19 protein-coding genes and 1 pseudogene are annotated in these 25,594 nt (G+C 70.2%); 12 read left to right on the plus strand and 8 right to left on the minus strand.

What is annotated here, in order from left to right; genetic code table 11:
- Together FV234_RS07530 and FV234_RS07535 are read left to right on the plus strand one after the other, a co-directional pair.
- A pseudogene (locus FV234_RS07530) lies at nucleotides 1–203 on the plus strand (sugar transporter); the annotation flags it as partial.
- Between the two features lie 205 nt (nucleotides 204–408).
- A complete protein-coding gene (locus FV234_RS07535) occupies nucleotides 409–1,470 on the plus strand; it encodes a branched-chain amino acid ABC transporter substrate-binding protein (RefSeq protein ID WP_246686137.1) in 1,062 nt (353 codons plus the stop codon).
- A gap of 9 nt (nucleotides 1,471–1,479) precedes the next feature.
- Here FV234_RS07535 and FV234_RS07540 read toward each other — a convergent pair whose 3' ends face one another.
- Complete coding sequence (locus tag FV234_RS07540) at nucleotides 1,480–2,055, minus strand: protein-tyrosine-phosphatase (RefSeq protein WP_187273614.1); 576 nt, start codon at nucleotides 2,053–2,055, stop codon at nucleotides 1,480–1,482.
- A 94-nt stretch (nucleotides 2,056–2,149) separates the two neighbouring features.
- Between FV234_RS07540 and FV234_RS07545 the strand changes: the two genes are divergently transcribed.
- The 4 genes from FV234_RS07545 (at nucleotide 2,150) to FV234_RS07560 (ending at nucleotide 8,180) form a co-directional block, all read left to right on the plus strand.
- Entirely contained in the window at nucleotides 2,150–3,247 is a 1,098-nt protein-coding gene (locus FV234_RS07545; RefSeq protein ID WP_147828603.1) for an ABC transporter substrate-binding protein, read from the plus strand.
- 93 nt (nucleotides 3,248–3,340) lie between these two features.
- Nucleotides 3,341–6,526 carry a CheR family methyltransferase gene (locus FV234_RS07550; RefSeq protein WP_246686132.1) on the plus strand — a complete coding sequence of 1,062 codons (3,186 nt, stop codon included), beginning with the start codon at nucleotides 3,341–3,343 and terminating at the stop codon, nucleotides 6,524–6,526.
- A 100-nt stretch (nucleotides 6,527–6,626) separates the two neighbouring features.
- Nucleotides 6,627–7,364 (plus strand): Crp/Fnr family transcriptional regulator, encoded by a 738-nt coding sequence (locus FV234_RS07555; RefSeq protein ID WP_147828604.1) that lies wholly within the window; start codon nucleotides 6,627–6,629, stop codon nucleotides 7,362–7,364.
- Between the two features lie 78 nt (nucleotides 7,365–7,442).
- Nucleotides 7,443–8,180, plus strand: a complete 738-nt coding sequence (locus tag FV234_RS07560; protein WP_147828605.1) for a sensor histidine kinase — start codon at nucleotides 7,443–7,445, stop codon at nucleotides 8,178–8,180.
- Between the two features lie 117 nt (nucleotides 8,181–8,297).
- Here the strand turns inward: FV234_RS07560 and FV234_RS07565 are convergent, their stop codons facing one another.
- Together FV234_RS07565 and FV234_RS07570 are read right to left on the minus strand one after the other, a co-directional pair.
- The gene (locus tag FV234_RS07565; RefSeq protein WP_147763650.1) at nucleotides 8,298–8,672 is read right to left on the minus strand and encodes a response regulator; all 375 of its coding nucleotides are present in this window, start codon (nucleotides 8,670–8,672) and stop codon (nucleotides 8,298–8,300) included.
- A 106-nt stretch (nucleotides 8,673–8,778) separates the two neighbouring features.
- A complete protein-coding gene (locus FV234_RS07570) occupies nucleotides 8,779–9,849 on the minus strand; it encodes a hypothetical protein (RefSeq protein WP_147828606.1) in 1,071 nt (356 codons plus the stop codon).
- 621 nt (nucleotides 9,850–10,470) lie between these two features.
- On the opposite strand from FV234_RS07570, the gene FV234_RS07575 reads away from it, so the two are divergent.
- From FV234_RS07575 to FV234_RS07590, 4 genes are all read left to right on the plus strand, one after another.
- The gene (locus FV234_RS07575) at nucleotides 10,471–11,859 is read left to right on the plus strand and encodes a deoxyribodipyrimidine photo-lyase (RefSeq protein WP_147828607.1); all 1,389 of its coding nucleotides are present in this window, start codon (nucleotides 10,471–10,473) and stop codon (nucleotides 11,857–11,859) included.
- Between the two features lie 118 nt (nucleotides 11,860–11,977).
- Nucleotides 11,978–13,342 (plus strand): chloride channel protein, encoded by a 1,365-nt coding sequence (locus FV234_RS07580; RefSeq protein WP_147828608.1) that lies wholly within the window; start codon nucleotides 11,978–11,980, stop codon nucleotides 13,340–13,342.
- 67 nt (nucleotides 13,343–13,409) lie between these two features.
- The gene (locus FV234_RS07585) at nucleotides 13,410–13,589 is read left to right on the plus strand and encodes a DUF1328 family protein (RefSeq protein ID WP_147752961.1); all 180 of its coding nucleotides are present in this window, start codon (nucleotides 13,410–13,412) and stop codon (nucleotides 13,587–13,589) included.
- Between the two features lie 10 nt (nucleotides 13,590–13,599).
- On the plus strand, nucleotides 13,600–14,499 hold the full coding sequence (locus FV234_RS07590; RefSeq protein WP_246686133.1) for an SDR family NAD(P)-dependent oxidoreductase: 900 nt from the start codon (nucleotides 13,600–13,602) through the stop codon (nucleotides 14,497–14,499).
- Between the two features lie 336 nt (nucleotides 14,500–14,835).
- Here the strand turns inward: FV234_RS07590 and FV234_RS07595 are convergent, their stop codons facing one another.
- Nucleotides 14,836–16,806, minus strand: coding sequence for a PAS domain-containing sensor histidine kinase (locus FV234_RS07595; RefSeq protein ID WP_147828609.1), 1,971 nt, complete (start codon nucleotides 16,804–16,806; stop codon nucleotides 14,836–14,838).
- Nucleotides 16,807–17,312: 506 nt separating this feature from the next.
- Entirely contained in the window at nucleotides 17,313–18,296 is a 984-nt protein-coding gene (locus FV234_RS07600) for a cation diffusion facilitator family transporter (protein ID WP_147828610.1), read from the minus strand.
- A 150-nt stretch (nucleotides 18,297–18,446) separates the two neighbouring features.
- Here FV234_RS07600 and FV234_RS07605 point away from each other — a divergent pair, with 150 nt between their 5' ends.
- The gene (locus tag FV234_RS07605) at nucleotides 18,447–18,878 is read left to right on the plus strand and encodes an HIT family protein (protein ID WP_147763644.1); all 432 of its coding nucleotides are present in this window, start codon (nucleotides 18,447–18,449) and stop codon (nucleotides 18,876–18,878) included.
- Nucleotides 18,879–18,882: 4 nt separating this feature from the next.
- Here the strand turns inward: FV234_RS07605 and FV234_RS07610 are convergent, their stop codons facing one another.
- From FV234_RS07610 to FV234_RS07620, 3 genes are all read right to left on the minus strand, one after another.
- Complete coding sequence (locus FV234_RS07610; RefSeq protein WP_147828611.1) at nucleotides 18,883–19,305, minus strand: PilZ domain-containing protein; 423 nt, start codon at nucleotides 19,303–19,305, stop codon at nucleotides 18,883–18,885.
- A 93-nt stretch (nucleotides 19,306–19,398) separates the two neighbouring features.
- Nucleotides 19,399–19,626, minus strand: a complete 228-nt coding sequence (locus tag FV234_RS07615; protein WP_147812966.1) for a hypothetical protein — start codon at nucleotides 19,624–19,626, stop codon at nucleotides 19,399–19,401.
- A 103-nt stretch (nucleotides 19,627–19,729) separates the two neighbouring features.
- Entirely contained in the window at nucleotides 19,730–21,805 is a 2,076-nt protein-coding gene (locus FV234_RS07620) for an NAD(+) synthase (RefSeq protein ID WP_147828640.1), read from the minus strand.
- Nucleotides 21,806–22,085: 280 nt separating this feature from the next.
- Between FV234_RS07620 and FV234_RS07625 the strand changes: the two genes are divergently transcribed.
- Nucleotides 22,086–25,382 (plus strand): DNA translocase FtsK, encoded by a 3,297-nt coding sequence (locus FV234_RS07625; protein WP_246686134.1) that lies wholly within the window; start codon nucleotides 22,086–22,088, stop codon nucleotides 25,380–25,382.
- Nucleotides 25,383–25,594: the final 212 nt, after the last annotated feature.

Genomic DNA, 25,594 nt, shown 5'->3' on the forward strand with positions numbered 1-25,594 from the left:
CCCCGGTCGTCCCCGTCGTCTACCGCATCGACATGCGCGACCCCAACAGCCTGTTCACCTCCCAGGCCTTCCGCATGCGCAACCGCGACCTCGTCTACGTCTCCAACGCCCCCTTCACCGAAGTCTCGAAGGTCGTCAGCGTCTTCTCCACCGTCGCAGGACCCGTCGCCTCCGCTGCATCCGTCTACGCCTACGCACGGTAGACGACACCGCGGCTTGCCGGATCGACGGTTTTCCCGGAAACAGGCGGCCGTCCGGGGCGCGGCGCAGCGTTTCGTGCGCCGCCTGCCGGGAGGGGCGTTGATGCCGAGAAGGGGCCTGATGACGATCGGACGCGCTTTCCGGTTCGGCCCGAACCTGCCCGGCCCCTGCTTCCGCGGTGTCAGCGCCGCCGCACTTCTGTTCGCGATGTTGGCGGTGGGACCGGCCGCGGCCGACGTCGTGGTCGGCGTGGCGGTGCCGCGTTCGGGGGCCTACGTCTCCGTCGGCGAGCAGGTGCTGCGCGGGGTCGAGGCTGCGGCCCGCGACGCCAACGCCAAGGGCGGCCTCGACGGTCAGACCATTCGCCTCGACGTCCAGGACGACGCCTGCGACTCGAACACCGCGACCGCCGTCGCCAACCATTTCGTGCGCTCGGACGTCGGCCTCGTGGTCGGCCACGTCTGCTCGAACGCGTCGCTCGCGGCGTCCGAGGTCTACAGCCAGAACGGCGTCACGATGATCACCGCGGCCTCGGTCTCGGCCAAGCTGACCGATCGCGGCCTGCCGACGATCTTCCGCGTCTGTGGGCGCGACGACGACCAGGCGCGCCTCTCGGCGATCGTGCTGGCCGAGCGGTTCCGCGACCGCAAGATCGCCCTCCTCCAGGACTTGACGCCTGCGGCGCGCGCGCTCGCCAACGCGACCAAGGACAACCTCAACCGGATCGGGATCAACGAGACGCTGCTGTCCGCCTTCTCACCGAGCGACGCCGACGACGCGGCTCTCGCCGACCGGCTGAAGGCCGCCGGCATCGAGGTCGCCTATTACGGCGGCGACGCCGTCGAGATGGGCCGTCTGGTTCGGATTTCGGCCGAGCGCGGCTTCCGGCCGCAATGGTTCGGCACCTCCGCCATCGCCACGCCGGACTTCGCCAAGATCGCTGGCGGGGCCAGCAACGGCGTGCTGATGACCTTCTACCTCGATCCGAGCCGCCAGCCGGCGGCGGCCGAGGTGGTCAAGGCGTTCAAGGCGGAGGGCGGCGAGCCGACGGGCTCGACGATCTACGGCTACGCCGCGCTCCAGGCTCTGGTGGCCGCCGGCAACTTTGCCCGGACGCAGGACCCGAGGCGCATCGCCGCGACGCTGCATGCCGAGCGCTTCGACCTCGTGCTCGGCACGGTCGGCTTCGACGGCAAGGGCGACGTCACCGCCCAGGGCTACGTGCTCTACGTCTGGAAGGACGGCGTCTTCACCCCGGCGCCGAAGTAGCCGATCGGCTCAGGCGGCCTCGGCCGCGTCGACCTCGGCTCCACGGCCGAGGCCGCGGAGGAGGTCGGCGAGGTGCGGGCGCACACCGAGCTGGAGCTTGTGTAGGCGCCGCACCGCCTCGTTCAGCGTTCCCTGGCGGTCGAGCATCCGGTCGGCGAAGCCGATCATCCGCGCGTTCGGCCAGGCCGGCTCGCGGATCGCGTGCAGGCGCCGCACGAGGGTTTCCGCCTCAACGGTCGGCTCCGCGTCGCTCATCAGGATCAGCAGCGCCGCGGTCGAGCGCGACAGGCCGTAATGGCAGTGGACGAGGAGATGCGCGGCGGGCCCCGCCTCGCGGTCGCGCCCGAAGGCCAGGATCTCAGCCACGTGGTCGGGCTCCGGCGGGACGAGGCCGTCGCCCGGGCCGAGGCAATCGTGGAAATAGAGGGTCGTGCGTCGGTGCGCCCCGTAGGCGGCGAAGCCCGCCGGCTCCGGCGTGCCCGGATCGAGCAGCGACAGCACGCGGTCGACGCCGCTCGCGCCGTGGCGGGCGAGCTCTTCGAGGCCGCAGACCGTGTGGAGGGTGATGGAAGCCGGTGTCACGATGGCACCGCCCTACCACGCGCTGCCCGCGGTTTCGAGACCAGCGCCGGACGTGTTAGGGCCGCGGGACCGCGACCGATGCCTTGAGGGAGGTGCCATGACGACCGTGAAGCGACGTGCGCTCCTCACCGCGGGGCTCGGTGCCGCGCTGTCGGCGCCTGCGCTCGCCGCCGCGCCGGCGCAGAACGGGTCGGAGGTCCGGTGGCGGTTGGCCTCCGCCTTCCCGAAGAACCTCGACATCCTGTTCGGGGCGTCCGAGGCCCTCGCCCGCATCGTCGGCGAGGCGACAGACGGGCGCTTCGCGATCCAGGTCACGGGCCCGGGCGAGCCGGTGACGGCCGACGGGCTGCTCGACGCCGTGGCGGCCGGGACGGTCGAGATGGGCCACGGGCCGGCGACCGTCGCGCCCGGCAAGGACCCGACCCTCGCGCTCGCGACTGCCCTCCCTTTCGGTCTGAACGCCCGTGGCCAGAACGCGTGGTGGCTCGCCGGCGGCGCCAACGACCTGTTCGCGGAGCTGTTCGCCAAGAACGGGCTCGCCAGCCTGCCCGGCGGCAACACCGGCGCCCAGATGGGCGGCTGGTTCCGGCGCGAGATCAAGACGGCGGCCGACCTCCAGGGGCTGAAGGTCCGCATCGGCGGCCTCGGCGCGCAGGTGCTGGCCAAGCTCGGCGCGGTGCCGCAGGCGGTCTCCGGCTCTGAGATCGCCGCCGCGCTCGAGGCCAAGCGCCTCGACGCCGCCGAGTGGATCGGCCCCTACGACGACGAGCGCCTCGGCCTTCAGAAGGCGGCGCCGATCTACCATTATCCCGGCTTCTGGGAGGGCGGCGCGATGCTGCACTTCTGGCTCAACGCCGAGACGTGGAAGGCCCTGCCCAAGCCCTATCGCGCGATCCTGCAGGCGGCGGCGGCCGAGGTCGCCGCCGACGTCCAGGCGAAGTACGACGCCCGCAACCCCGGCGCCCTCCGCCGGCTGGTGGCGACGGGCGCGCAGCTGCGCCCGTTCCCGCAGGATGTGATGGAGGCGGCGCTGAAGGCGGCCAACGACGTCTACGCCGAAATCGCCGCCAAGAACCCCGATTTCCGCCGGATCCACGAGGCGATGAAGACTTTCCGCAACGAGGAATACCTCTGGTTCCAGGTGGCGGAGTACACCTACGACAATTTCATGATCCGGGCGCGTGCGCGCGGATAAGGCCGGTGCCGCCGTCCCTGGTTTCGTGGCAGGGTCGCGGTTCTCCGATGCCCGTTCGCGACAGGGCCGAAGTGGTCGCGGGAACAGCACGCGATGATGCCCGATGACGATGCGGTCCAAAGCTCCGGTCAGCGCTCGGGCCAAGGCTCCGGGGACGAGGCCGTCGACGACGCGCAGGAGCGGCCCGAACGCTTCCTGATCGTCGGCGTCGGCGCGTCGGCCGGCGGGATCGAGGCGCTGGAAGGCTTCTTCCGCGGCATGCCGTCGATGCCGGGTCTCGGGATCGTCATCGTCACGCATCTCAGCCCCTGGCGCGAGAGCGTGCTGCACGAGATCGTCTCGCGCTTCACCGACATGCCGGTTGAGGTCGCGAGCGACGGCGTCGCGGTCGCGGAGAACCACGTCTACGTCCTGCCGGCCGACGCCGTCGTCGGCATCCGTGACGGGCTCCTCGTCCTGCGCCACCAGAGCGCCGAGCACCGCGAGCGTCACCCGGTCGACATCTTCCTCAGCGCGCTCGCCGCCGACCAGGGCGAGTATGCCGGCGGGGCCATCCTGTCGGGGGGCGACTCCGACGGCACGCTCGGCATCAAGGCGATCAAGGAGCACGGCGGCGTCACGTTGGCCCAGATTGCCAATGGCGACGGGCCGCAGCACCCGAGCATGCCCTCCAGCGCGATCGCGACCGGGTACGTCGATTTCGGCGTGCCCTCGCACGAGATGGGCGCGAAGCTCGTCGCCTACCGGGCGAGCCTGTCGATGACCGACACGATCCTGGCCGGCAACGAGGCCGGCCCGTCGCCCGACGAGCTGCGCGGGGAGATCTACGCGATCCTGCGCGCCCAAGTCGGGCACGACTTCGGCGGCTACAAGACCAAGACCTTCCTGCGCCGCGTCCAGCGCCGGATGCAGATCCTGCAGGTCGAGGTCGTCGCCACCTATGTCGAGCGGCTGCGTCGCGACCCGGTCGAGGTCTCGGCCCTGTTCCGCGACCTCCTGATCAACGTGACCACGTTCTTCCGCGACGCCGAGGCGTTCGCCATGCTCAGCGAACGCGTCATCCCGAAACTCTTCGAGGGGCGCGGCGCCGACCAGACCGTCCGGGTCTGGGTGCCGGGCTGCGCCACCGGCGAAGAGGTGTTCTCGCTGGCGATCCTGATGATCGAGCACATGGAGACGCTGACCGCGGCCTGCCGGGTACAGATCTTCGCCACCGACATCGACGAGCACGCCCTCGGCGTCGCGCGCGCCGGCCGCTATCCGGAGCAGCTGCTCGACGGCGTCTCGCCCGAGCGCCGGCGCCGCTTTTTCCTGCAGGACGGGGCGAGCTTCGTGCTGGCCAAGACCGTGCGCGACCTGTGCATCTTCTCGCCCCACAGCGTCATCCGCGATCCGCCCTTCTCGCGGCTCGACATGGTCTCGTGCCGGAACCTGCTGATCTATTTCGGGCTCAGCATCCAGAACCAGGTGCTGCCGACCTTCCACTACGCGCTGAGGCCCGGCGGCTTCCTGTTCCTCGGCATGTCGGAGAACCTGAGCCAGTTCGCCGACCTGTTTGCGCCGATCGACAAGAAGCACCGCATCTTCCGCAGCCGCGCCGACAACGCGACCGAGCCCCGCGTCCCCCTCGCTCTCAGCGGATTGCGCGCGATGTCCCATGGCAGAGACCTGAGACCGCGCCAGGGCGGCAACAGCTCCCTGGCGCTCCGCCATTCGGTCGAGATGCAGGTCCTGGAGCGGTTCACGCCGCCGCACGTCGCGGTGAACCGCCAGGGCGACGTGGTCTACTACTCGAACCGCACCGGCAAATATCTCGAGGCGGCGGCGGGACTTCCCACCCGTCAACTGCTGACGATGGCGCGCAAGGGGTTGAGGCTCGAGCTCCGGGCCGCGTTCCGCGAGTCTGTCGACACCAACGCCCAGGTGGTGCGCGAGGGGCTCGTCGTCGAAGGCGACGACGGCCGCGTCCAGATCGTCACCGTGACCATCGAACCCCTCGTCGCCCAGCGATCCGAGGAGCCGCTGTTCCTCGTGCTGTTCAGCGACGAAGGGCCCTCGATCAGCCGCGAGGCGGCGCAAAAGCGCTCGGTCTCCGCCCACGACGAGGTCGCGCTCCAGATCGAGCGGGAGCTGCGCGAGACCCGCGAGCGGCTGCAATCGCTGATCGAGGAGTACGAGACCGCGCTGGAGGAGCTGAAATCGTCCAACGAGGAACTCGTGTCGGTCAACGAGGAGCTGCAATCCACTAACGAGGAGCTGGAGGCCTCTAAGGAGGAGCTGCAATCGGTCAACGAGGAACTCTACACCGTCAACGCCGAGCTGAACGGCAAGGTCGAGGCGCTGGATCGCGCCAACACCGACCTGCACAACCTCTTCGCCAGCACCGACATCGCGACGGTGTTCCTCGACGCCAAGCTCGTGATCCGCAGCTACACTCCCGCGGTCACCGAGATCTTCAACATCCTGCCGAGCGACCGCGGACGCCCGATCACCGACTTCGCCGGGCGGCTGACCCTGCCGAACCTGGCCGAGGACGTCGCCGCGATCATGCAGGGCAGCGACACGATCGAGCGGCAGATCGACCGGACGAAGGATTCCGCGCGCTTCCTCGTGCGGCTCGCGCCCTACCGAAACGGCGAGAACCGGATCGAGGGCGTCGTCGTCAGCTTCATGGACGTCACCGTGCTCGCCCGCGCCGAGATGAGCCAGCGCGTGCTGGTGGCGGAGTTGCAGCACCGGACCCGCAACCTCCTGGCCGTGGTCCAGTCGATCGCCCGGCAGACCCTGGGAACGGGGTCGGCGGTCGAGGCCTACTCTGAGCGGCTGAAGGCGCTCGGCCGGGTGCAGGGCCTGTTCGGCCGCTCCGACAGCGGCGCGGTCGACCTCGCCGAGCTGGTGCGGCTCCAGCTGCGCGCCCACGGAACCGAGGAGGGCAGCCGGATCACCATCGACGGGCCGGAGGTCGCCCTCGGCTTCGAGCACGTCCAGACCTTCGCCCTCGCGCTGCACGAGCTCGCGACCAACGCGATCAAGCACGGTGCCCTCGCACAGGCCGGCGCCCGCCTCGCCATCGCCTGGTCCCTGGAGGCGAACCCGGCCAGCGGCCGGCTGCTCGTGCTCGATTGGACCGAGAGCGGGGTCGCCATGCCGCCGGAGCCCGAGCGGCGCGGTTTCGGGCGCGACCTGATCGAGAAGGCGCTGAGCTACAGCCTGCGCGCTCAGGCATGGTTCGAGCTCGGGGCCGACGGCGTCCACTGCCGGATCGAGATGCCTCTATGAGTCGTGACCTCGGGCGGCTACACCTTCAGACGGCAATTGGCGCCGACCGCCGGGACGTCTCGGTCCTCAAGCATGGTTCGGCGCTCAGGTTCGAGACGGCATGAACAACCCCTTCATCCGGAAACTGGAGAACTTCACCCGTTTCTCCCAGGCGGAGCGCAAGGCGCTCGAGGACGCGACCGGGCAGAACGTGCGCCGCCTCGGCTCGCGCGAGGACATCGTCAACGAGGGCGACGAACCGCGCGCCGTCAATCTCGTCCTCGAAGGATGGGCCTGCCGCTACAAGCAGCTTCAGGACGGGCGCCGGCAGATCATCGCGTTCTTCCTGCCGGGCGACCTCTGCGACCCGCACATCTTCACACTGCGCCAGATGGACCACGCCGTCGCCTCGCTGACCCCGGTGACGCTGGCCCGGGTCACCCAGCCCACCATCGAGGGCCTGACGGAGAGCTCGACCCGCATCGCCGAGACGCTGTGGTGGGAGATGCTGCACAACGCGGCGGTCCAGCGCGAGTGGACGGTGAGCCTCGGCCAGCGCTCCGCCGTCGAGCGCCTCGCCCACCTGCTGTGCGAGCTGTACATGCGCCTGCGCGCGGTCGGCCTCACCGAGGGCACCGCCTACGACCTGCGGGTGACGCAGGCCGACCTCGCCGACACCCTCGGGCTGTCGAGCGTCCACGTGAACCGGACCATCCAGGAGCTGCGCGGCGCGGGCCAGATCACCTGGAAGGGCCGGCGCCTGACGATCCACGACCTGCCGGCGCTGATGGCGTTGGCCCTGTTCGACCCCAACTACCTCCACCTCGATCACGAGGGTGCGCATCTCGATGCGCAGTGAGATCCGTTTCGCTCCGGCCACTTTCGCGCGCCGCGCCGCCCGGCGTGGCGGCGATCCCTCCGTAGCGACGGCCGTCCGATGAGCGACGAAGGCCGGATCGCCGCGCTCGAAGCCGAGAACGCGGCCCTGCGCCGACGCCTCGTCGCCGCCGGCCTCGACCTGGATGCGTCGGCGTCGGCGTCGCCCGAGGTGGACGCGGTGCTGCACCGGACGCGCAACACCCTGGCGATGGTCCGCGCGATCATCCGCCGCTCGGCCGATGCGGATCGAAGCGCCGAGGATTGCATGATGCGCCTCGACGGCCGCCTCGGTGCGATCGCACGGGTGCAGAGCGCCGGCATCGCCGACCCGTCGGCCGGCCTCGACCTGCACTCGATCGTCGCCGATGCGCTGATGGCGTTGCTGGCCCGCGAGGGCGAGCGCGTCCACATCGTCGGGCCGAAGGTGCTGCTGGCCCCGCGTGTCGCCGAGGTGTTCGCGCTGGCCGCCCACGAGCTCGCCAGCAACGCGATGGAACACGGGGCGCTGACGGTCCCCGACGGCCGCATCGCCGTCACCTGGACTCTCGACTCGTGCGGGGATGCGCCGACCCTCTCGCTCGGCTGGACCGAGACCGGATTGCACGACTTGCCTGCCGAACCGGCGCCGCTCGGCTTCGGCACCGAGATGCTGACGCGCACCCTGCGCTACGAACTGGGCGCAGAGACCACCCTCGCCTACCGGCCGGACGGCCTGCGCTGCACGATCCGCTTCGCGCTGGCGCCGCGGCTCGGACGCGTCGTCGAGGCTCCGGCGGAGGACGGGGGCGACGCCTAGAGCATTTTCGAGCGAGGTGGATGCCGGCTCGCGTGAAGGAAATGCAACCACACCCGGCTCGAGCATCGTCCGTGATCCAGAGATCATGGACGATGCTCCAGGCGCCGCCGACGGCGCTCAGGCCCCGAACAGGACGCGGGCGATCGTCCCCGGCTCGACCGGCTTCTCGCAATGGGCGACCGCAGCGTAGCGCGGCGGCACCATCGTCCGGTCGTAGCCGGTGGCGAAGACGAAGGGGACACCCCGCGCCGTCAGCGCGTCCGCCAGCGGGAAGACCATCTCGCCCTGCAGGTTGATGTCGAGCACGGCCCCGTCGAGGTCTGGCGCCTCGGCGAGCAACGCCAGCCCGTCGGCGACGGTCGCCGCCGGTCCCACCACTTCGGCGCCCTCCGCCTCGAAGCTGCGCGCCAGATCGGACACGATGAAGTAGTCGTCCTCCACGAGCAGGACGCGGCGCTTGGCCAGCGGTGCCGTCGACGTGGCGTCGCCCATTCGGTCCATCGATCTCAAGACGTTCCACGACCGCGCCCGTCGCGACGTTCATGGCATAGAATGCCAGGGAAAGCGGCCGCGGGCGAGCGGCGTGCGCGCAAGTCGCTCAGGGCGTGCGCTTGCGTAGGACGAAGTTGCCCGAGGCGAGGAATTTCTGGGCGCGCTTGCCGGTGTCGACCTCCGTCGTGAAGACGTTTCCCTTCGAATCGACGGCGAGGTTGTGGACCCAATGGAATTGCCCGGCTCCGCGGCCGTTGCGGCCGAAGGCGCCGAGGGTCTCGCCGGTGGCGCGCGACAGGGTTCGCACCTCGTTGTTCGCCCCGTCGGCGTTGAAGAGGAAGCTCTCGTCGGCATCGGGCCACAGCGCGAGCTCCCAGACCGTGCCGTCGGCGCGGGTCTTCGTCTCGACGAACATCTCCTTCGCGAAGCTGCCGTCCTTCCGGAACACCTGGATACGGTCGTCGGTGCGGTCGCAGACATAGACGAGCCCGTCGCGCGCGATCTTCACACAGTGCACCGGGTTGGCGAATTGCTGCGAGGGAGCTGCGGCCGGATCGTAGGCGGGTAGCTTGTCGTCGGTCGGCGGGCGGCCGTAGGCGCCCAACATCCGCTTGAACGCCCCGGTCTCGGAATCGAACACGATGATTCGGTGATTGTAGTAGCCGTCGGCGACGTCGACTTCGTTGGCGGCGTCGAAGTCGACGTTGGCGGGCCTGCCGAGGCGGCTCGTGTCGCGGCTGTCGGTCTGCGGGCCGGACTTGCCGATCTGCATCACGAACCGCCCGTCGGCCGTGAACTTGAGCAGCTGCCCGTCGTTCGCGCCGTTGCCGGCGATCCAGACGGAGCCCTTCGGGTCGACCTGGATGCCGTGCTCGTTCTCGGGCCAGTCGTAGCCCTGCCCCGGGCCGCCCCAGGAGCGCAGCACCGTGCCGGCCTGATCGAATTCGCGCACCGGGGGCGCCGGCTTGCAGCATTTCGTCCGCGGCGGATCGAGGCTCGCCGCCTTCTCGTCGTCGGTGAGCGTCCGCGGGCGCTGGATCACCCAGACGTGGTCGTCGGCGTCCACCGCGACGCCGGATGCCTGACCCATGATCCAGTTGTTCGGGAGTGGCTTCGGCCAAGCCGGATCGACCTGGAAAGTCGGCACCTCGGCCGCTTCTCCGAGACCGACGGGGATCGCGGCCTATACGAACCCGATCGCCAGCGCTCCAGCGAGCCTGCGCAGGATGTCGTCCTCCCGGCGGCGCTTCTGCGCCTTCCAGACGATCTTAGGCTCGCCTCGATGCGCGGCCAGGGCACGGGGGCGGCAAAGCCGCGCCGACGGTGACAGATCGCGGGAAACGGTTCGAGGCGACGCGGGAAGGGGCGCACCAAGAAAAAAGGCCACTCCCGAAGGAGCGGCCCGAAGTCTAGGGAGGAAACGCCCAAGAAGGGCAGCAGGACCGCGACGCCATCGCTGTCCCGCGTTGCACAATCTGATCCTCCCTCGCCGAAATACAAGGGGGTTCGGTCAGTGACCCTGTCGTTTCTCGGCCCGACCTGCAGCTCGGTCGAAGCATGTGTTGAAAATGTCGCAGACGGGTTCGATCAATCTTCGGCCGTCCTTGGTGTCGTCCTTGAGCGACAAATGCATGCAAATGACTGATCGAAAACAGGTTTCGTCCACCGATGCGGCCCTGTGCTATGGCCCGGATTTCAGCCCCTCCCGCATTGGTGCGCGCGGGACGATCGCGATCTCCGCTCTAGCTGAGCCGGTACGGTTCCGGGCCGTGGACCGGGTTGGGGACGACGCGAGACGATGGCGATTCACGAAAAGCGCTTCCGGGTCCTGAACGATGTCGCACCGCGGAAGGGCGGCGCTTACGTCTTGTACCTGCTGCAGCAGGCCAACCGCGCGCATCACAACCCGGCGCTGGAATACGCGATCGAGGAAGGCAACCGCCTCGGGCTACCGGTGGTCGCCTGCTTCGGGCTGCTCGACGGCGCCAACGGGTTTCCCGAGGCCAACGCCCGGCACTACGCCTTCCTGCTCCAGGGGCTCGCCGACGCGAAGGCGGGACTGGAGAAGCGCGGCGTCGGCTTCGTCATGCGCAAGGCTTCGCCCGCCGAGATCGCGATCGACCTCGGCCGCGAGGCCGCCCTCCTCGTGCTTGATCGCGGCTACCTCGCGATCCAGAAAAGCTGGTACGGCGAGATCGCGAAGGCCGTCGAGACCCGCGTCGTGCAGGTCGAGGGCGATGTGGTGGTCCCGGTGGAGACCGCTTCCCCCAAGCACGAGTTTGCCGCGCGCACGCTGCGCCCAAAGCTGCACAAGCTGTGGGCCGATTTCGTGGAGCCGCTCGCGGCCCGCAAGGTCGAGCATAAAGCCGACGGCCTGAAGCTCCCGAGTGAGATCGATCCGTCCGACCCGATGAAGGTCCTGGCCGGGATGACCCTCGACACCGACGTCGGGCCGGTGAAGCGCTTCGTCGGGGGCGAGACGCAGGCGCGCAAGCGCCTGAAGGCGTTTCTCAAGGACGGGCTGTCCGGCTACGGCAACGGCCGCAACCGGCCGGAGGCGGCGGCAGCTTCGCACATGAGCCCCTACCTGCATTTCGGCCAGATCTCGCCCGTCGAGATCGCGCTCGCCGTGCGCGCGGCGAAGGACGGCGACGACGACGACCGCGGCGCCTACCTCGAGGAACTGGTCGTCCGGCGCGAGCTGGCCTCGAACCACGTCTTCTACACCGAGGGCTACGACCACTACGCCAAGGCGGTGCCCGACTGGGCGCAGAAGACGCTGGCCGAGCACGCGGAGGATCCGCGGCCCTACAGCTACACCGAGGCGCAGCTCGCGGCCGGCGAGACCCACGACCGTTACTGGAATGTAGCGCAGGCGGAGATGCGGGTGACCGGGTACATGCACAACCAGTTGCGCATGTATTGGGGCAAGAAGATCCTCGAGTGGTCGCCGTCGCCGAAGGTCGGCTTCGAGCGGACCCTGCGGATCAACAACCGGTACTTCCTCGACGGGCGCGACGCGAACTCGTTCACCAACGTCGCCTGGGTCTACGGCCTGCACGACCGGCCGTGGGCGCGGCGCAAGGTGTTCGGCACCGTGCGCTACCAGAGCGAGAACTCGCTCAAGAAGTTCGACGCCAAATCCTACGTGAAGGCCGTCGAGACCCTGTGCGCGGCGGAGAAATAGCCGTCGCGCCCCTCGCGGCCTGGCCCGCTCCTCGCTAAGGCAGGGCGGCCGACGCAAACCTCGCCCCAGGCAGGCTTGCCGAGGCGAGCGTGTTCCGTCGGTGTCGAGTCCTCGCGCAATGCCGCCCCGTTTCCGCACCCGCGCCTCGATCGCGCGCCTGCGCCGCGTCTCCATCGGCGCCTACCCGCTCTGGCGCGGGCGGTTGCTGTTCCTGTTCGGCGGCATCTGCGTCGGCCTCGCCGCCGTCCTGATGGCGCGCTGCGCCGACGCGGCGCAGGTCGGCTTCAAGGCGCTGGTCGGCGTCTCGCCGCTGGTCGCCCTCGTGGCGACGCCCGCGGGCTTCGCGCTGGCGGCCCTGCTGGCGCGGACCGTCTTCCCGAACTCGCAAGGCTCGGGCATCCCGCAGGTGATCGCCGCGCGCCACACCCGCGATCCGGCCTTTCGCCACCGCCTGATCTCGCTGCGCGTCGCCTTCGGCAAGATCGTGGTGATGACCTTGGGCCTCGCCTGCGGCGCCTCGTCGGGCCGCGAGGGGCCGACGGTGCAGGTCGGCGCCGCGATCATGGCCGCCGTCGGCCGCCTCACCCCGGATCGGCTGCCCGGCCTGATCCTCGCCGGCGGCGCGGCCGGGGTCGCGGCCGCCTTCAACACGCCTCTGGCCGGCATCGTCTTCGGGATCGAGGAGCTCGGCCGGGCCTACGAGCCGCGCTCGTCCGGCCTAATCGTCGCCGGGATCGTCGCCGCCGGCCTCACCTCGCTCTGGCTCGTCGGCAACTACACCTATTTCGGAACCAGCGACGTGACGCTGCCGCTCGGCAAGGGCTGGCTCGTTGTGGTCGTCCTCGGCGCGGCGGGGGGCTTTGCCGGCGGCGTGTTCAGCCGTCTCGTGATCCTGTTCGCGCGCGGGCTCCCGGGCCGGGGCGGACGCTGGATCGCCCGGCATCCGATCGCCTTCGCGGGGCTGTGCGGCCTCGGCGTCGCGCTCGCGGGGCTCGCCTCGGGCGGATCGGTCTACGGCACCGGCTACGAGGAAGCGAAAGCGCTGCTGCACGGCGATTCGGCAGCCCGGCTCGACTTCGCGCCGCTGAAATTCTGCGCCACCGCGCTCTCGGCGATCAGCGGCATCCCCGGCGGTCTGTTCGCGCCCTCGCTCGCGGTGGGCGCCGGCCTCGGGGGCATGCTTCAAGACGTGTTCCCGCACGTGCCGATCGGCGCGCTGGTGCTGACCGGGATGGTCGCCTACCTCGCCGGCGTGCTGCAGGCGCCGATCACCGCCTTCGTCATCGTCACCGAGATGACCCAGGACCACGCGATGATGATCCCGCTGATGATCGCGGCGGTGCTGGCCGACGCCGCCTCGAAGACCGTCTGCCGCACCGGCCTCTACCACACGCTGGCCGAGATCATGCTCGCCCGCGCCGCGCCGGCGCAGGACGAGGCCGAAATTCCGGGCGCGTCCGCGCGGGTCGGCGGGAACGGTTGAGCTTGGGCCGCATTGATCGGACGCTTTCCACGCCGGCCGTTCGCCGGTTCGATCCGGAGTTTTCGGCATGACCCTTCTGAAATGGGCCCTCATCTGCTTCGTCGTCTCGGTCATCGCCGGCGGCCTCGGCTTCACCGGCATCGCCTCGGGCGCCGGCTCGCTCGCCCGGATCCTGTTCGGCATCTTCCTGGTGATCGCGATCGTCATCGTCGTCATCGCCTTCGCCGTCGGTCAGGCGGTGTTCTAGGGCGCGCCACGTGGCGTCGGGCCTGAGCCGGGGCGCCCCCCCGGCGAAGCGCACGTGTCTGGTCACCGGCGCCACCTCCGGGATCGGCTACGAGACCGCCCTGGGGCTGGCCAAGGCCGGCGCCCGGGTCGGGATCGTCGGCCGTGACCCTGGCAAGGTCGCGGCGACGGCGGCCGCGCTCACCGCGGCCGTGCCGGGCGCCGCGATCGACCGCTTCGTCGCCGACCTTTCGTCGCAGGCGGAAATCAGGCATCTAGCCGGCGAAGTCCGCGCGGCCTATCCCCGCCTCGACGTGCTGGTGAACAACGCCGGGGCGATCTTCGACCGGCGCGAGACCACCGTGGATGGCTTCGAGCGGACCTGGGCCCTCGACCATCTCGGCTACGTCCTCTTCACCCTCGAGCTTCTCGACCTGCTCAAGGCCTCCGGCCGGCCGGGCGCCGCCGCCCGCATCGTCAACGTGGCCTCGGCCGCGCACACCCGCGGCCGCATCGCCTTCGACGACCTCCAGGCCGAGCGGTCCTACGGCGCGATGCGCGCGTATTCGCAGGCCAAGCTCGGCAACGTGCTGTTCACCTACGCGCTCGCCCGCCGCCTCGCCGGCGCGCCCGTGACAGTGAACGCCCTGCATCCCGGCGTGATCGACACGGGCTTTGCCAAGAACACCGGCGGCGCGTTCGGCCTCGCCTGGAACCTGATCCGTCCGTTCCTCAGCACCCCTGCCGCCGGCGCGGCGACGACGCTGCACCTTGCGACCGCGACCGCGGCCGAGGGGGTGAGCGGGCGCTACTTCGCGCGTAACCGCGAGAAGACCTCGTCGCGCTACAGCCGGGACGAGGCGGTGCAGGAGCGGACTTGGGCGATCAGCCTGGAGCAGGTCGGGCAGGCACCGATCGAGGCGTGGACATGAACGCCTGGGAACCGTGCCCGAACGTTCGAGAAGCGCGGACAGGAGCGTCCAACCGTTTGCTTTGGGGCAGGCGGTCCGCTCCCGACCGAGCTCCGTCGTGGAAGCGACTCGTTAGACCAGACCTCGATGAGCCCGACTCATCGAGGTCTGGCCCCCGCGACTGCGGGGCGGCGGCAATCCGCCGGACCTCATGGGTTCCTACCCATGAGACTTGGTATTCGACCGGCCGAAAGCGGGTGTCGGTCGGCGTCGCCGCGTTGGTCTGTCGCTCCGAACCGCCCGCTTCTCTGTGGAGTTCGGCTGGCCGACTCGGTCGCGGAGGGCGACAGGCCAGCCTCAGGCCAGCTTAGGGCGGAAGGGAAGAACGAGACCTTCCGGACGCAAGCTCGTCATGAGGGTCCGCGCGAGTTCCGACTGTCCGAACGGCTTGGTCAATCGCGGGACCGGAACCAGGCCGTTCTGAGGCAGCTCGGCGTAGCCGCTTGCAAGGATCGCGACCATGTCCGGATACTCGGCCCAGATCGCGTCGATCAGCTGCGTCCCGGTCATACCGGGCATCATCTGATCCGTGATGACAAGATCGATGGTCTCCCTCGACCGACGCAGGATGCGCAGAGCCTGCTCCCCGGAGACCGCCTCGACGACCGTGTGCCCGAGATCTTCGAGCATCGCCGCCGTGTTCATCAGCACCAGAGCATCGTCGTCGACGACCAGGACCGTGACCGGGTCGAGCTTCGGAAGTTCCGGCTCGGCCTGTCGGTCGGGTTGGATCGCTTTGCTCATGTCGGCCTCGGGCAACCAGAGCTCAGCCGTCGTGCCCTGGCCCTTGACGCTCTTGAGGAGCAAACGGCCGCCCGACTGCTCGGCGAAGCCGTGGGCCATCGAGAGGCCGAGCCCGGTGCCTTTGCCGACGCCCTTGGTGGTGAAGAACGGCTCCGCCGCCTTCGCCAAAGTCTCCGCATCCATGCCTTCGCCGGTGTCGATCACGGACAGGCAAACGTAGTTGCCCGGCTTCAGGCCTTGGACGTCCTCGGCCGAAACTTTGGCCTCGCGGGCGACCAGCGTGATCGTGCCTCCGGCCGGTGTGGCGTCGCGTGCGTTCACGCAGAGGTTCAGGACGACCAGTTCGAGTTGGTTGGCGTCTGCCAGAACGTGCGGAAGCTGCAGTGGGAACTGCATGTTCACCGGGATGTTCAAGCCGATCGACCGCTGCAGCATGTCGCCCATGCCGCGGATGAGGTCCGGCACGTCGACGGGCGTCGTAGACAACTCCTGCCGCCGCGCGAACGCAAGCATGCGCTTGGTCAGGGTCGCGCCACGATGGGCGGCCTGGATCGAGTTGTCGATCAGCTGCCGGAGCTTTGGGTCGGGCGGCAGGCGCTTGCGGGCAAGCTCCAGGTTGCCGAGAACCACCGCGAGCAGGTTGTTGAAGTCGTGGGCCACCCCTCCGGTGAGCTGCCCGACCGCCTCCATCTTCTGAGATTGGATGAAGCGTGCACGAGTCTCTTCGAGCGCCTGCTGCGCGTCGCGTCGCTCGGTGATGTCACGTGTGATCTTGGCGAAGCCGATGAGTTCGCCGTGGTCACCCCGGATGGCGTCGATCACGACGTTGGCCCAAAAGCGTGAGCCGTCCTTGCGGATGCGCCAGCCTTCGGCTTCGAACCGGCCTTCTTTCGTGGCCGTCGCCAGCGCCGTTCCCGGCAGATCGGTCGCCCGGTCCTCGTCGGTGTAGAACCGCGAGAAATGCTCGCCGATGATCTCCGCGTCGGAGTAGCCCTTGAAGCGCTGGGCGCCCTTGTTCCAGCTGGTCACCCGCCCAGTCGGATCGAGCATGTAGATGGCATAGTCGCGCACGCCTTGAACCAGCAGGCGGAAGCGCTGCTCGCTCTGTCGCAAGGCGGCCTTCGTGGCCTGCTGCTCGGTGAGATCGCGGGTCACCTTGGCGAACCCGAGCAGCGTGCCGTCCTCGGTGCGGATCGGGTCGATAAGAACGTGCGCCCACATCAGGCTGCCATCCTTTCGAACGCGCCAGCCCTCCTGCTCGAAGCGGCCTTCGGTCTCGGCGATCATCAGAGCCCGCGCTGGAAGGTCCGTCGCCCTGTCCCCGACCGTATAGAACCGGGAAAAATGCTGTCCGACGATCTCGTGGTCAGTGTAGCCCTTGAAGCGCTGTGCGCCCTTGTTCCAGCTTGTGACCACGCCTGCCGGGTCGAGCATGTAGATCGCGTAGTCGATGATGCCCTCGACGAGGATCCGGTAGCGATCCTCGCGGGTCAGTCTCGGCGTGGCGGCCTCTTCGATGTCCATGCGGCGGTCCAGAGCTCATTTGGGCCGGGACCCGGCTTCGAGGGCCGCGTGCAGGTTGGTGGCGGAGCGGCCCTGGGCACGATGGGGTGACAGTCGCCCGAACCTAGAACGCCCGTCCCGGACGCTCGTATCCTTCGATCAGGGTGAAAAGCCCCGCGAGCCATGCGGTCACCAGACCGCCGACCTTCGTGTTGTGCCGACGTGCTCCATTCGCAGGGGGCGTTTTCCGAATGGTCGATCGACAGAAGACCATCGCAAACCAACCCATATCGGCCGCCGGTCTCTGGTTCATCAAGCGATCTGCAAGCGGACATTCCCAGGGTCCGCGATGGGTCGAACGCGGGTTCATGACCTGGGTACCACCCGTCGGGTTTCGACCACGAGAAACCTCGCGCGTCCAATGCTGGCGGTCCCTGCGGAAGGGCGGTTTCGAGTTTCGCGCCTTCGCGGCGCGGGCTCGCCTGGAACCACCTCCGCGTCGATCCAGCGGGAGGTGGTCCCGGCGCTCAGCCGCCGACGGCGGCGGCCTTCTCGCGCCCCGCGACTCGTTCGGAACTTGCGCGCGCCTGAGCCTCGATGAACACCCGCGTCACGTCCGGCACGCGTGCCTTCAGCTCGCGGTCGAGGCGCGTCGAGATCCGCTCGACCTCACCCGCGGTGAGGTCGTCGGCCAGGTCGAGGCTCACGTTCACGAGGATGTCCGTCGGCCCGAGGTGCTGGGTCAGCACCTCGTTGACGTGGTTCACCCCGGGCTCGGCGCCGACGACCTCCTGGATCGCTGCGACGACCTCCGGGTCGGCGGCCTCGCCGATCAGCAGGCCGTGGGTCTCGATCATCAGGAAGATCGCCATCCCGACGAGCACGAGCCCGATGCCGATCGAGGACCAGCCGTCGAGCGCGGGCATGTCGAGGAGGTCGGCCAGTACCACGCCGGTGAGCGCGATGACGAGGCCGATCAGCGCCGCCACGTCCTCCACGAGGATCGTGAACAGGGCCGGGTCCTTGCTGCGCCGGATCGCGCTCAAGGGCGAGCGGTCGCCCTTCTCGGCCCAGAACGCCCGCATCGCGACGAAGCAGGAATAGCCCTCGGCCGCGACGGAGAAGCCGAGGATGGCGACGTTCACCCAGAAGCCCGGCAGCGCGTAGCCGAACAGGCTCGCGTCGGCGGCGGGCTCCGGATGCCGGATCTTGTGGGCACCCTCGTAGATCGCGAAGATGCCGCCGCCGAGGAAGATCAGCAGCGCGACGATGAAGGCGTAGAAGTAGACCTCGCGGCCGTAGCCGAACGGGTGCCTTGCGTCCGCCGGCTTCTTCGCGCGCTTCAGGCCGACGAGCAGCAGGATCTGGTTGGCGGTGTCCACCACCGAGTGTGCGCCCTCGGCCAGCATCGCGGAGGAGCCGGTGACGGTGGCGCCCACGAACTTCGCCAGGGCGATGGCGAGGTTGGCGCCGGCGGCGGTGTAGATGGCGCCGGTGCTCTCATGTGCCATGCGCGGGCGTTCCTGTTCGATCTGGGGGGCGGATCGCAGCCGGGCCGCGGCGATCCGAGCCTAAGCGCCGGCGCCGCCGACGGGTTCCGCGCGCGTGGACGCGGCGGCGGCGCCGGTGCATCCTGGCGGCCGCAACCACGGGTACCCTGCATGACGGACACGGCCTACGACCCCGACAACATCTTCGCGAAGATCCTGCGCGGCGAGATCCCCGCGCACCGGGTCTACGAGGATGCCGACACCCTGGCCTTCATGGACGTGATGCCTCAGGGGCCGGGGCACACGCTGGTGATTCCGAAGGCGCCCGCGCGCGGCCTGCTCGACGCCGATCCGGCCTCGCTCGCGGCGTTGGCGGCCAGCGTGCAGCGGGTCGCGCGGGCGGTGAAGGCCGCGTTCGAAGCGGACGGGCTCACGGTGTTCCAGTTCAATGAGGCGGCCGGGGGGCAGACGGTGTTCCACCTGCACGTCCACGTCGTACCCCGGTTCGACGGGGTGCCGCTCCAGCGCCACGAGGGCGGGATGGCCGACCCGACGGTGCTCGCAGGTCACGCGGAGCGCATCCGCGCCGCCCTCGAGGTCTGACGGCTCAGGCGGCCGTCGCCGCGCCGGTTTGCGCCATCCCGGTCAGCAGCCGGCGCAGGGTCGCGTTCTCGGCCTCGAGTTCGGTGATCCGACGCAGCAGCACCGTGACGGAGTTGTCCTCCGTCGCCGGCTCGGCCGCCGCCGTCGGCGCCGCGACGGAAGCGGGCTTGGCCGCCTCGTCGGCGAAGGTGATCCCGACGCCGTCGGCGCGGCGCCAGCGCAGGGTCGAGCGGTAGGTCCGGTCCTTCTGGGGGATGTAGAGGTCGAACACCTCGGGCAACGTCGAGCTTTCGCTGAGGGCCAGCCGCGCCCCCGAGGAGGAGAAGTCGCGCACGAGGCAATCCATGCTCGAGGCACCGTTGTTGAACACGATGCGGCCCTTCAGGAACACCCTTTGACGGGTCTCGTTGCGGTGTTCCGAAGACATGAACAGGGCCCCAGGCTCGAAGACGATAGGCCGATCATCCCACGTCGCCCCTTAAGGAATGCTCGCCGCGACCTTCGACTTACGGCCCTAAGCCTACAAAAAGCGCCGGTCGACGGTCTGGAACAGGTAGAATCCGTTGAAGCGCACGCCGGTCTCCGCGGCCCGGCCGTCGAAGTCGAGGGGGATGTCGGACCGGTCGTCGAGCTTGCCGCCGAAGGTCCAGCGGCCGCCACCGAGGAAGCGCGGCACGCGGCTCGACTCCGGCACGGCGCAGCACAGACCCTCGACGCTCTTCAGGCGGAACAGGTTGTAGCTCTGCATGGGCGCATCCTCCCCTCGGCCGACCCCTCGAACCGGATCTGCCGTACACGGCAAATCAGCTTGACCGTGTGGATAATCACACACTCTGTCCGGTTTGTGTCGATCACGTTTCGGGGACGTTGCGCTCCAACTCGTCGAGCCAGATCCGGGCCGTCCCGTCGGAGGGCGCCCGCCAGTCGCCGCGCGGGGAGAGGGCGCCCCCGGCCGACACCTTCGGCCCGTTCGGCAACGCCGAGCGCTTGAACTGGCTGAAGCCGAAGAACCGGGTCAGGAACACCCCGAGCCAGCGCCGGATCTCCGGCAGGCCGTAGGCGAGCCGCTTGTCGGCGGGGAAGTCGGGCGGCCACGCGCCCTTCGCCGCGTCGCCCCAGGCATGGAGCGCCAGGAAGGCGATCTTCGACGGGCGAAAGCCGTGGCGCAGGGTGTAGAACAGGGTGAAGTCCTGCAGCGCGTAGGGGCCGATCACGGCTTCCGTGCTCTGCGGCGCGGCGTCCGCCCCGGCGGGCACGAGCTCGGGCGAGATCTCGGTGTCGAGCACCGCGCTCAACACGCGCCCCTCCTCCGTACCGAACTGACCGGAGGCGATCGTCCAGCGGATCAGGTGCTGGATCAAGGTCTTGGGCACGCCGGCGTTGACGGCGTAGTGGCTCATCTGGTCGCCGACGCCGTAGGTGCACCAGCCGAGCGCCAGTTCCGACAGGTCGCCGGTGCCGACGACGATCCCGCCGGCGTGGTTGGCCAGCCGGAACAGGTAGTCGGTGCGCAAGCCCGCCTGCACGTTCTCGAAGGTGACGTCGTAGATCGCCTCCCCCGCCGCGTAGGGGTGGCTCATGTCAGCGAGCATCTGGCGGGCGGCGGGGCGGATGTCGATCTCGGCCGCGGTCGTGCCGAGCGCCCGCATCAGCGCGTGGGCGTTGCCCTTCGTCGCGTCCGAGGTGGCGAAGCCCGGCAGGGTGTAGGCCAGGATGTCCGAGCGCGGAAAGCCGAGCCGGTCGAAGGCCTTGGCGATCACGATGAGGGCGTGGGTCGAGTCGAGCCCGCCCGAGACGCCGATCACGGCCTTGCGCGTGCCGGTGGCTTCCAGGCGCTTGGCGAGGCCCGCGACCTGGATGTTGTAGGCCTCGTAGCAATCCTGGGCGAGGCGGGCCGGGTCGGCCGGCACGAACGGAAACCGCTCGATCCGCCGCATCAGCCCGAGGTCGCCGGCCGGCGGATCGAGGCGGAACGGCACGCGGCGGTAGGCCGGGCGGGGGCCGCCGCGAGCGTTGTCGTCGAAGCTGCCGGCCTGCATACGCTCCTGGGCGAGGAGGTCGAGGTCGACGTCGGCGAGCGTCGCGACCGGCGAGGCCGAGAAGCGCTCGCCTTCCGCCAGCCGCACGCCGTTCTCGTCGACGCTGGTCTGCCCGTCCCAGGACAGGTCGGTGGTGGATTCGCCCAAGCCCGCCGCCGCGTAGACGTAGGCGCACAGGCCGCGCATCGAGGCCGCGCGCGAGAGCAGGGCGCGCGACTCCGCCCGGCCGACCGTGATCGGGCTGCCCGAGAGGTTGGCGAGCACCGTGGCGCCGGCAAGCGCCGCGTGCATGCCCGGGGCGTCGGGCACCCACAAATCCTCGCAGATCTCCACGCCGACGGTCAGGCCCGGCACGTCCTCGGCGACGAACAACTGGTCGGCGCCGAAGGGGGCCTCGTGGCCGGCGAAGCGCACGGTCTCGCCCGCGATGCCGGCGCCGGAGGCAAAGTGCCGCTTCTCGTAGAACTCGCGGTAGTTCGGCAGGTGGAGCTTCGGCACGACGCCCAGCAGCCGGCCGCCCTGGATCGCGAGCGCCGCGTTGTAGATCCGGTTCCGCCAGCGCACCGGCGCGCCGACGAGGAGGAGGGGGCGGAGATCGCCCGAGGCCGCGACCAACCGCCTTGCCGCCGCCTCGACCGCATCGAGCAGCGTCGCCTGCAGCAGCAGGTCCTCGATCGCGTAGGCCGACAGCGCCAGTTCCGGGAAGACGGCCACCGCGACGCCCTGCCCGTGGCACCGCTCGGCGAGCGCCAGGATCGCGTCGGCGTTGCGCTCGGGGTCGCCCGGGTGGCTCCGCCCGGTGCAGGCGGCCACGCGGGCGAACCCGTGCGCGTAGAGGGAGTGGAAGTCCTTCCGGGGAAGGGCTTGCGGGAGAGGGGCTTGTGCCAAGGGCGTCACGACCCGCGCGAGGTGGAATGTCCCCACCACCTTACCGCTTGCCGGCCCGCCCCTCCAGCACTCGGCGGCGGGCGGTTTTCAAGGCTCTGTTAACGACGTTCGGCCTAACTCGGATCGACCGTTCCGGGCGGGACGGCCTTTCCGTGTTTCGAGTTTTTGAGAACCCATGCGCGCATCGGGACGGCCTCCCTATTCTCATCGCGACCCCTCTCGCCCCAGCCGCGGCGGCGACCGCCCGAGCCTCACGCTCGGCGCGCTGGCGCATCGGTTGATGTCCCTGCGGGCGAGCCTGACGCGGCGCCTCGTCGGCGGCCCGCAGCGGCCGGGCTACGCCATCGCCGGCACCCGGCCGGCGCCGAGCTGGCTCACGCCGCCGAACGCGATGCTGGGGCGCGGCACCGAGCCGGGCTCTGACGGCAGCTGGACCGATTCCCGCGCCGGCCGCGACGCGGTGTTCGCCGACGCTTGGCCGACCGAGGTCTTCGACGACCGGGCGACCCTCGACATGCTCGACGGCGCCCGGCCCGAGAGCCGCATCGACGCCTCCGCCTCCTCGCCCGGCGTGCTGGTGCGCTCTCCGCGCCGGCCGGCCGCGATCACGCCGGAGGACATCGACCGTCCGCGCGGGGTCGCCCACGCTGTGGCGGGCGCCTCGCTCCGCCCCGACGCCCTGCCCGCCGTGCGCTACACCCGCACCCCCGACACCATCCTGCAGGAGCGCCGCCAGCGCGCGCTGGAGGCCGAGCGCAACGCCCTCGACCTCGCACGGGCCGACGCGCAGGCCGCGATGCTGGCCGCCGCCGCCGAGCGCGACGCCGCCGCGCATGAAGCCGAGATCGATGCCGAACGGTCGGCCGCCGAAGCCGAGCGCGGGGCGGCCGAGGCCGTGGCGATCCCGCCCGGGCCGCCGCTGCCCCTGTGGCGCCAGCCCTTCGTTCCGCCGCCCGGCGTCCGCTTCTTCCGCACGCCCGATCGCCGCCCGTCGCGCCCGGCGGTCGAGCTGTCGGCCGCCACCGCGCCCGCGCCGGCCGAGGCCCGCGACCTGTCCGAGCTGCCCGATTGGTCCGACGTCCAGCCCTGGTTCGAGGCGGGCGACTGGTCCTCCGCCGAGGCCTGGGCGGCGATCCGGCCCGGCTCCGCCGAGGGCGGCGACGCCGCGCAGGAGGTTTCGGTCGCGATGCCGGCCGAGCCTGCGCCGGCCGACCGATTCGTTTCGGTGCCGGTGGACATCTCGCATCTGCGCTCGCTGCCGCCTGCGCCGGTCTACGTCCTCGACCGCCTCGTGCGCTTCGATCGCCCGCTCCGCCCCGAGCACGGGCAGGACAACGCGAGCCAGCACGACGTCGTCCAGGACGACGCCGGCCAGGACGGCCTCGGCCACGGCGGCGACGTGGTGATCGCCGCCGCGGTGCCGGCGCTCTCGGTGCGCCCGGCGCTGTCGCTGGTGTTCGGGCCCGGAACCCCCCTCCCCTCTCCGGCAGCGATCCACGAGGTCCGCCGCGCCCCGGGGCTGTCGGCGATGGCCGCCCGCGCCGCGATCCGTCCCGCGCGGCCGACGGAGCCGGCCCTGCTGCCGGCAATCGACGACCTCGAAGCCGTCCAGCCGGAATACGAGGCCGCGTTCCAGGCCGCCGAGCGGGCCTTCGGCGCCGAATCCTTCGCGCCGAGTTTGGCGATGCCGGCCGCCGCGCCGCCCGTGGTCCTGCCGATCGTGCCGCGCCCCGTGCTGCTGCGCGGCAAGGCCGCCCCGGCCCCGGCTCCGATCGAGGTCGCGCCGGTGCCCGAGCCGACCTTCGAGGCGCCTTCGGAGCCGGTCTTCGAGCAAGCCTTGGAGCACGCCTCGGAGCAAGCCTTCGAGCCGGTGGTCGAGGCCCTGGCCGCGCCGGTCGCGGCGATGCCGGTCGTCGGCCGCCCGCACCTGATCGCCGCCGGCCGTCACCTCGCCATCGCCTCGGTGGAGAACGCCGACTACGAGTTGCCCGCCCTCGACCTGCTCGCCATGCCCGTGCCCGGCGAAAGCCCGGAGGTCGACGCCGACGTGCTGGAGCAGAACGCGCTCAACCTGCAGCAGACGGTCCAGGATTTCGGCGTGCGCGGCGACATCCTCGCGGTGCGCCCCGGCCCGGTCGTGACCCTCTACGAGCTGGAGCCGGCCCCCGGCACCAAGTCCTCCCGCGTCATCGGCCTGTCGGACGACATCGCCCGCTCGATGTCCGCGGTCTCGGCCCGCGTCGCCGTGGTGCCCGGCCGCAACGTCATCGGCATCGAGCTGCCGAACGAGATCCGCGAGACGGTGTTCCTGCGCGAGCTGCTCTCGGCGCCGGACTTCTTCGCCAGCAAGCACAAGCTCGCGCTTTGCCTCGGCAAGAACATCGGCGGCGAGCCGATCATCGCCGACCTCGCCCGCATGCCGCACCTGCTGGTGGCCGGCACCACCGGCTCGGGCAAGTCGGTGGCGATCAACACCATGATCCTCAGCCTGCTCTACCGGATGAAGCCGGAGGAGTGCCGCCTGATCATGGTCGACCCCAAAATGCTGGAGCTGTCCGTCTACGACGGCATCCCGCACCTGCTCTCCCCCGTCGTCATCGACCCCAAGAAGGCGGTCATCGCCCTCAAGTGGGCCGTGCGCGAGATGGAGGAGCGCTACAAGAAGATGTCCAAGATCGCGGTCCGCAACATCGACGGCTACAACGCCCGGATGGCGGAGGCGCGCGCCAAGGGCGAGACCATTACGCGCACGATCCAGACCGGCTTCAACCGCGAGACCGGCGAGGCGGTGTTCGAAGACGAGGCGATGGACCTCTCGGCCCTGCCCTACATCGTGATCGTGGTCGACGAGATGGCCGACCTGATGATGGTGGCCGGCAAGGACATCGAGGGCGCGATCCAGCGTCTGGCGCAGATGGCGCGGGCGGCCGGCATCCACCTGATCATGGCGACGCAGCGTCCGTCGGTGGACGTGATCACCGGCACGATCAAGGCGAACTTCCCGACGCGGATCAGCTTCCAGGTGACGAGCAAGATCGACTCGCGCACGATCCTCGGCGAGATGGGCGCCGAGCAGCTCTTGGGCCAGGGCGACATGCTGTTCATGGCCGGCGGCGGCCGCACGACGCGCGTGCACGGGCCGTTCTGCTCGGACTCGGAAGTCGAGAGCGTGGTCGCCCACCTCAAGCGCCAGGGTCGGCCGGCCTACCTCGAGGCGGTCACCGCCGACGACGGCTCCGAGGATGCGCCGAAGGGCAAGAGCAGGGGCAAGGCCGAGGCGGTCGAGACCGAGGTCGAGGAGGCCGACCTTCCGGTGTTCGACGTCGGCGCCTTCGTGGCGGCGTCGGGCAGCGAGGCCGGCGACCTCTACGAGCAGGCGATCCAGGTGGTGCTGCGGGACCGCAAGGCCTCGACCAGCTACATCCAGCGCCGCCTGCAGATCGGCTACAACCGCGCCGCCTCGATCATGGAGCGGATGGAGATCGAGGGCATCGTCGGCCAGGCCAACCACGCGGGAAAACGCGAGATCCTGGTCGAGGGCGCCCCCCACGCCGCCAGCATGTACGACGACGAGTAGCCGGCACGCGGCGTCGGCCCGAAACCGGGCCGGCGTCGCATCTTCGCCACAGGGTGCCTCTCTAACGGCGCCCCACGACGCGCCCGGATGCCCGGCGCCCCGAGCGGGCGTCCCGGCGCGACGGGCGTTTCGCGCGCCACGACGCCCTCGCGCGGCGACGTTTGCGCGCCGGACGCCGACCATCGCTTGCGGGACGCCGCACCCGCCCAGGA

Origin of the sequence: Methylobacterium sp. WL8, from assembly GCF_008040045.1 — a bacterium.
In the GTDB taxonomy this organism is placed as follows: Bacteria; Pseudomonadota; Alphaproteobacteria; order Rhizobiales; family Beijerinckiaceae; genus Methylobacterium; species Methylobacterium cerastii.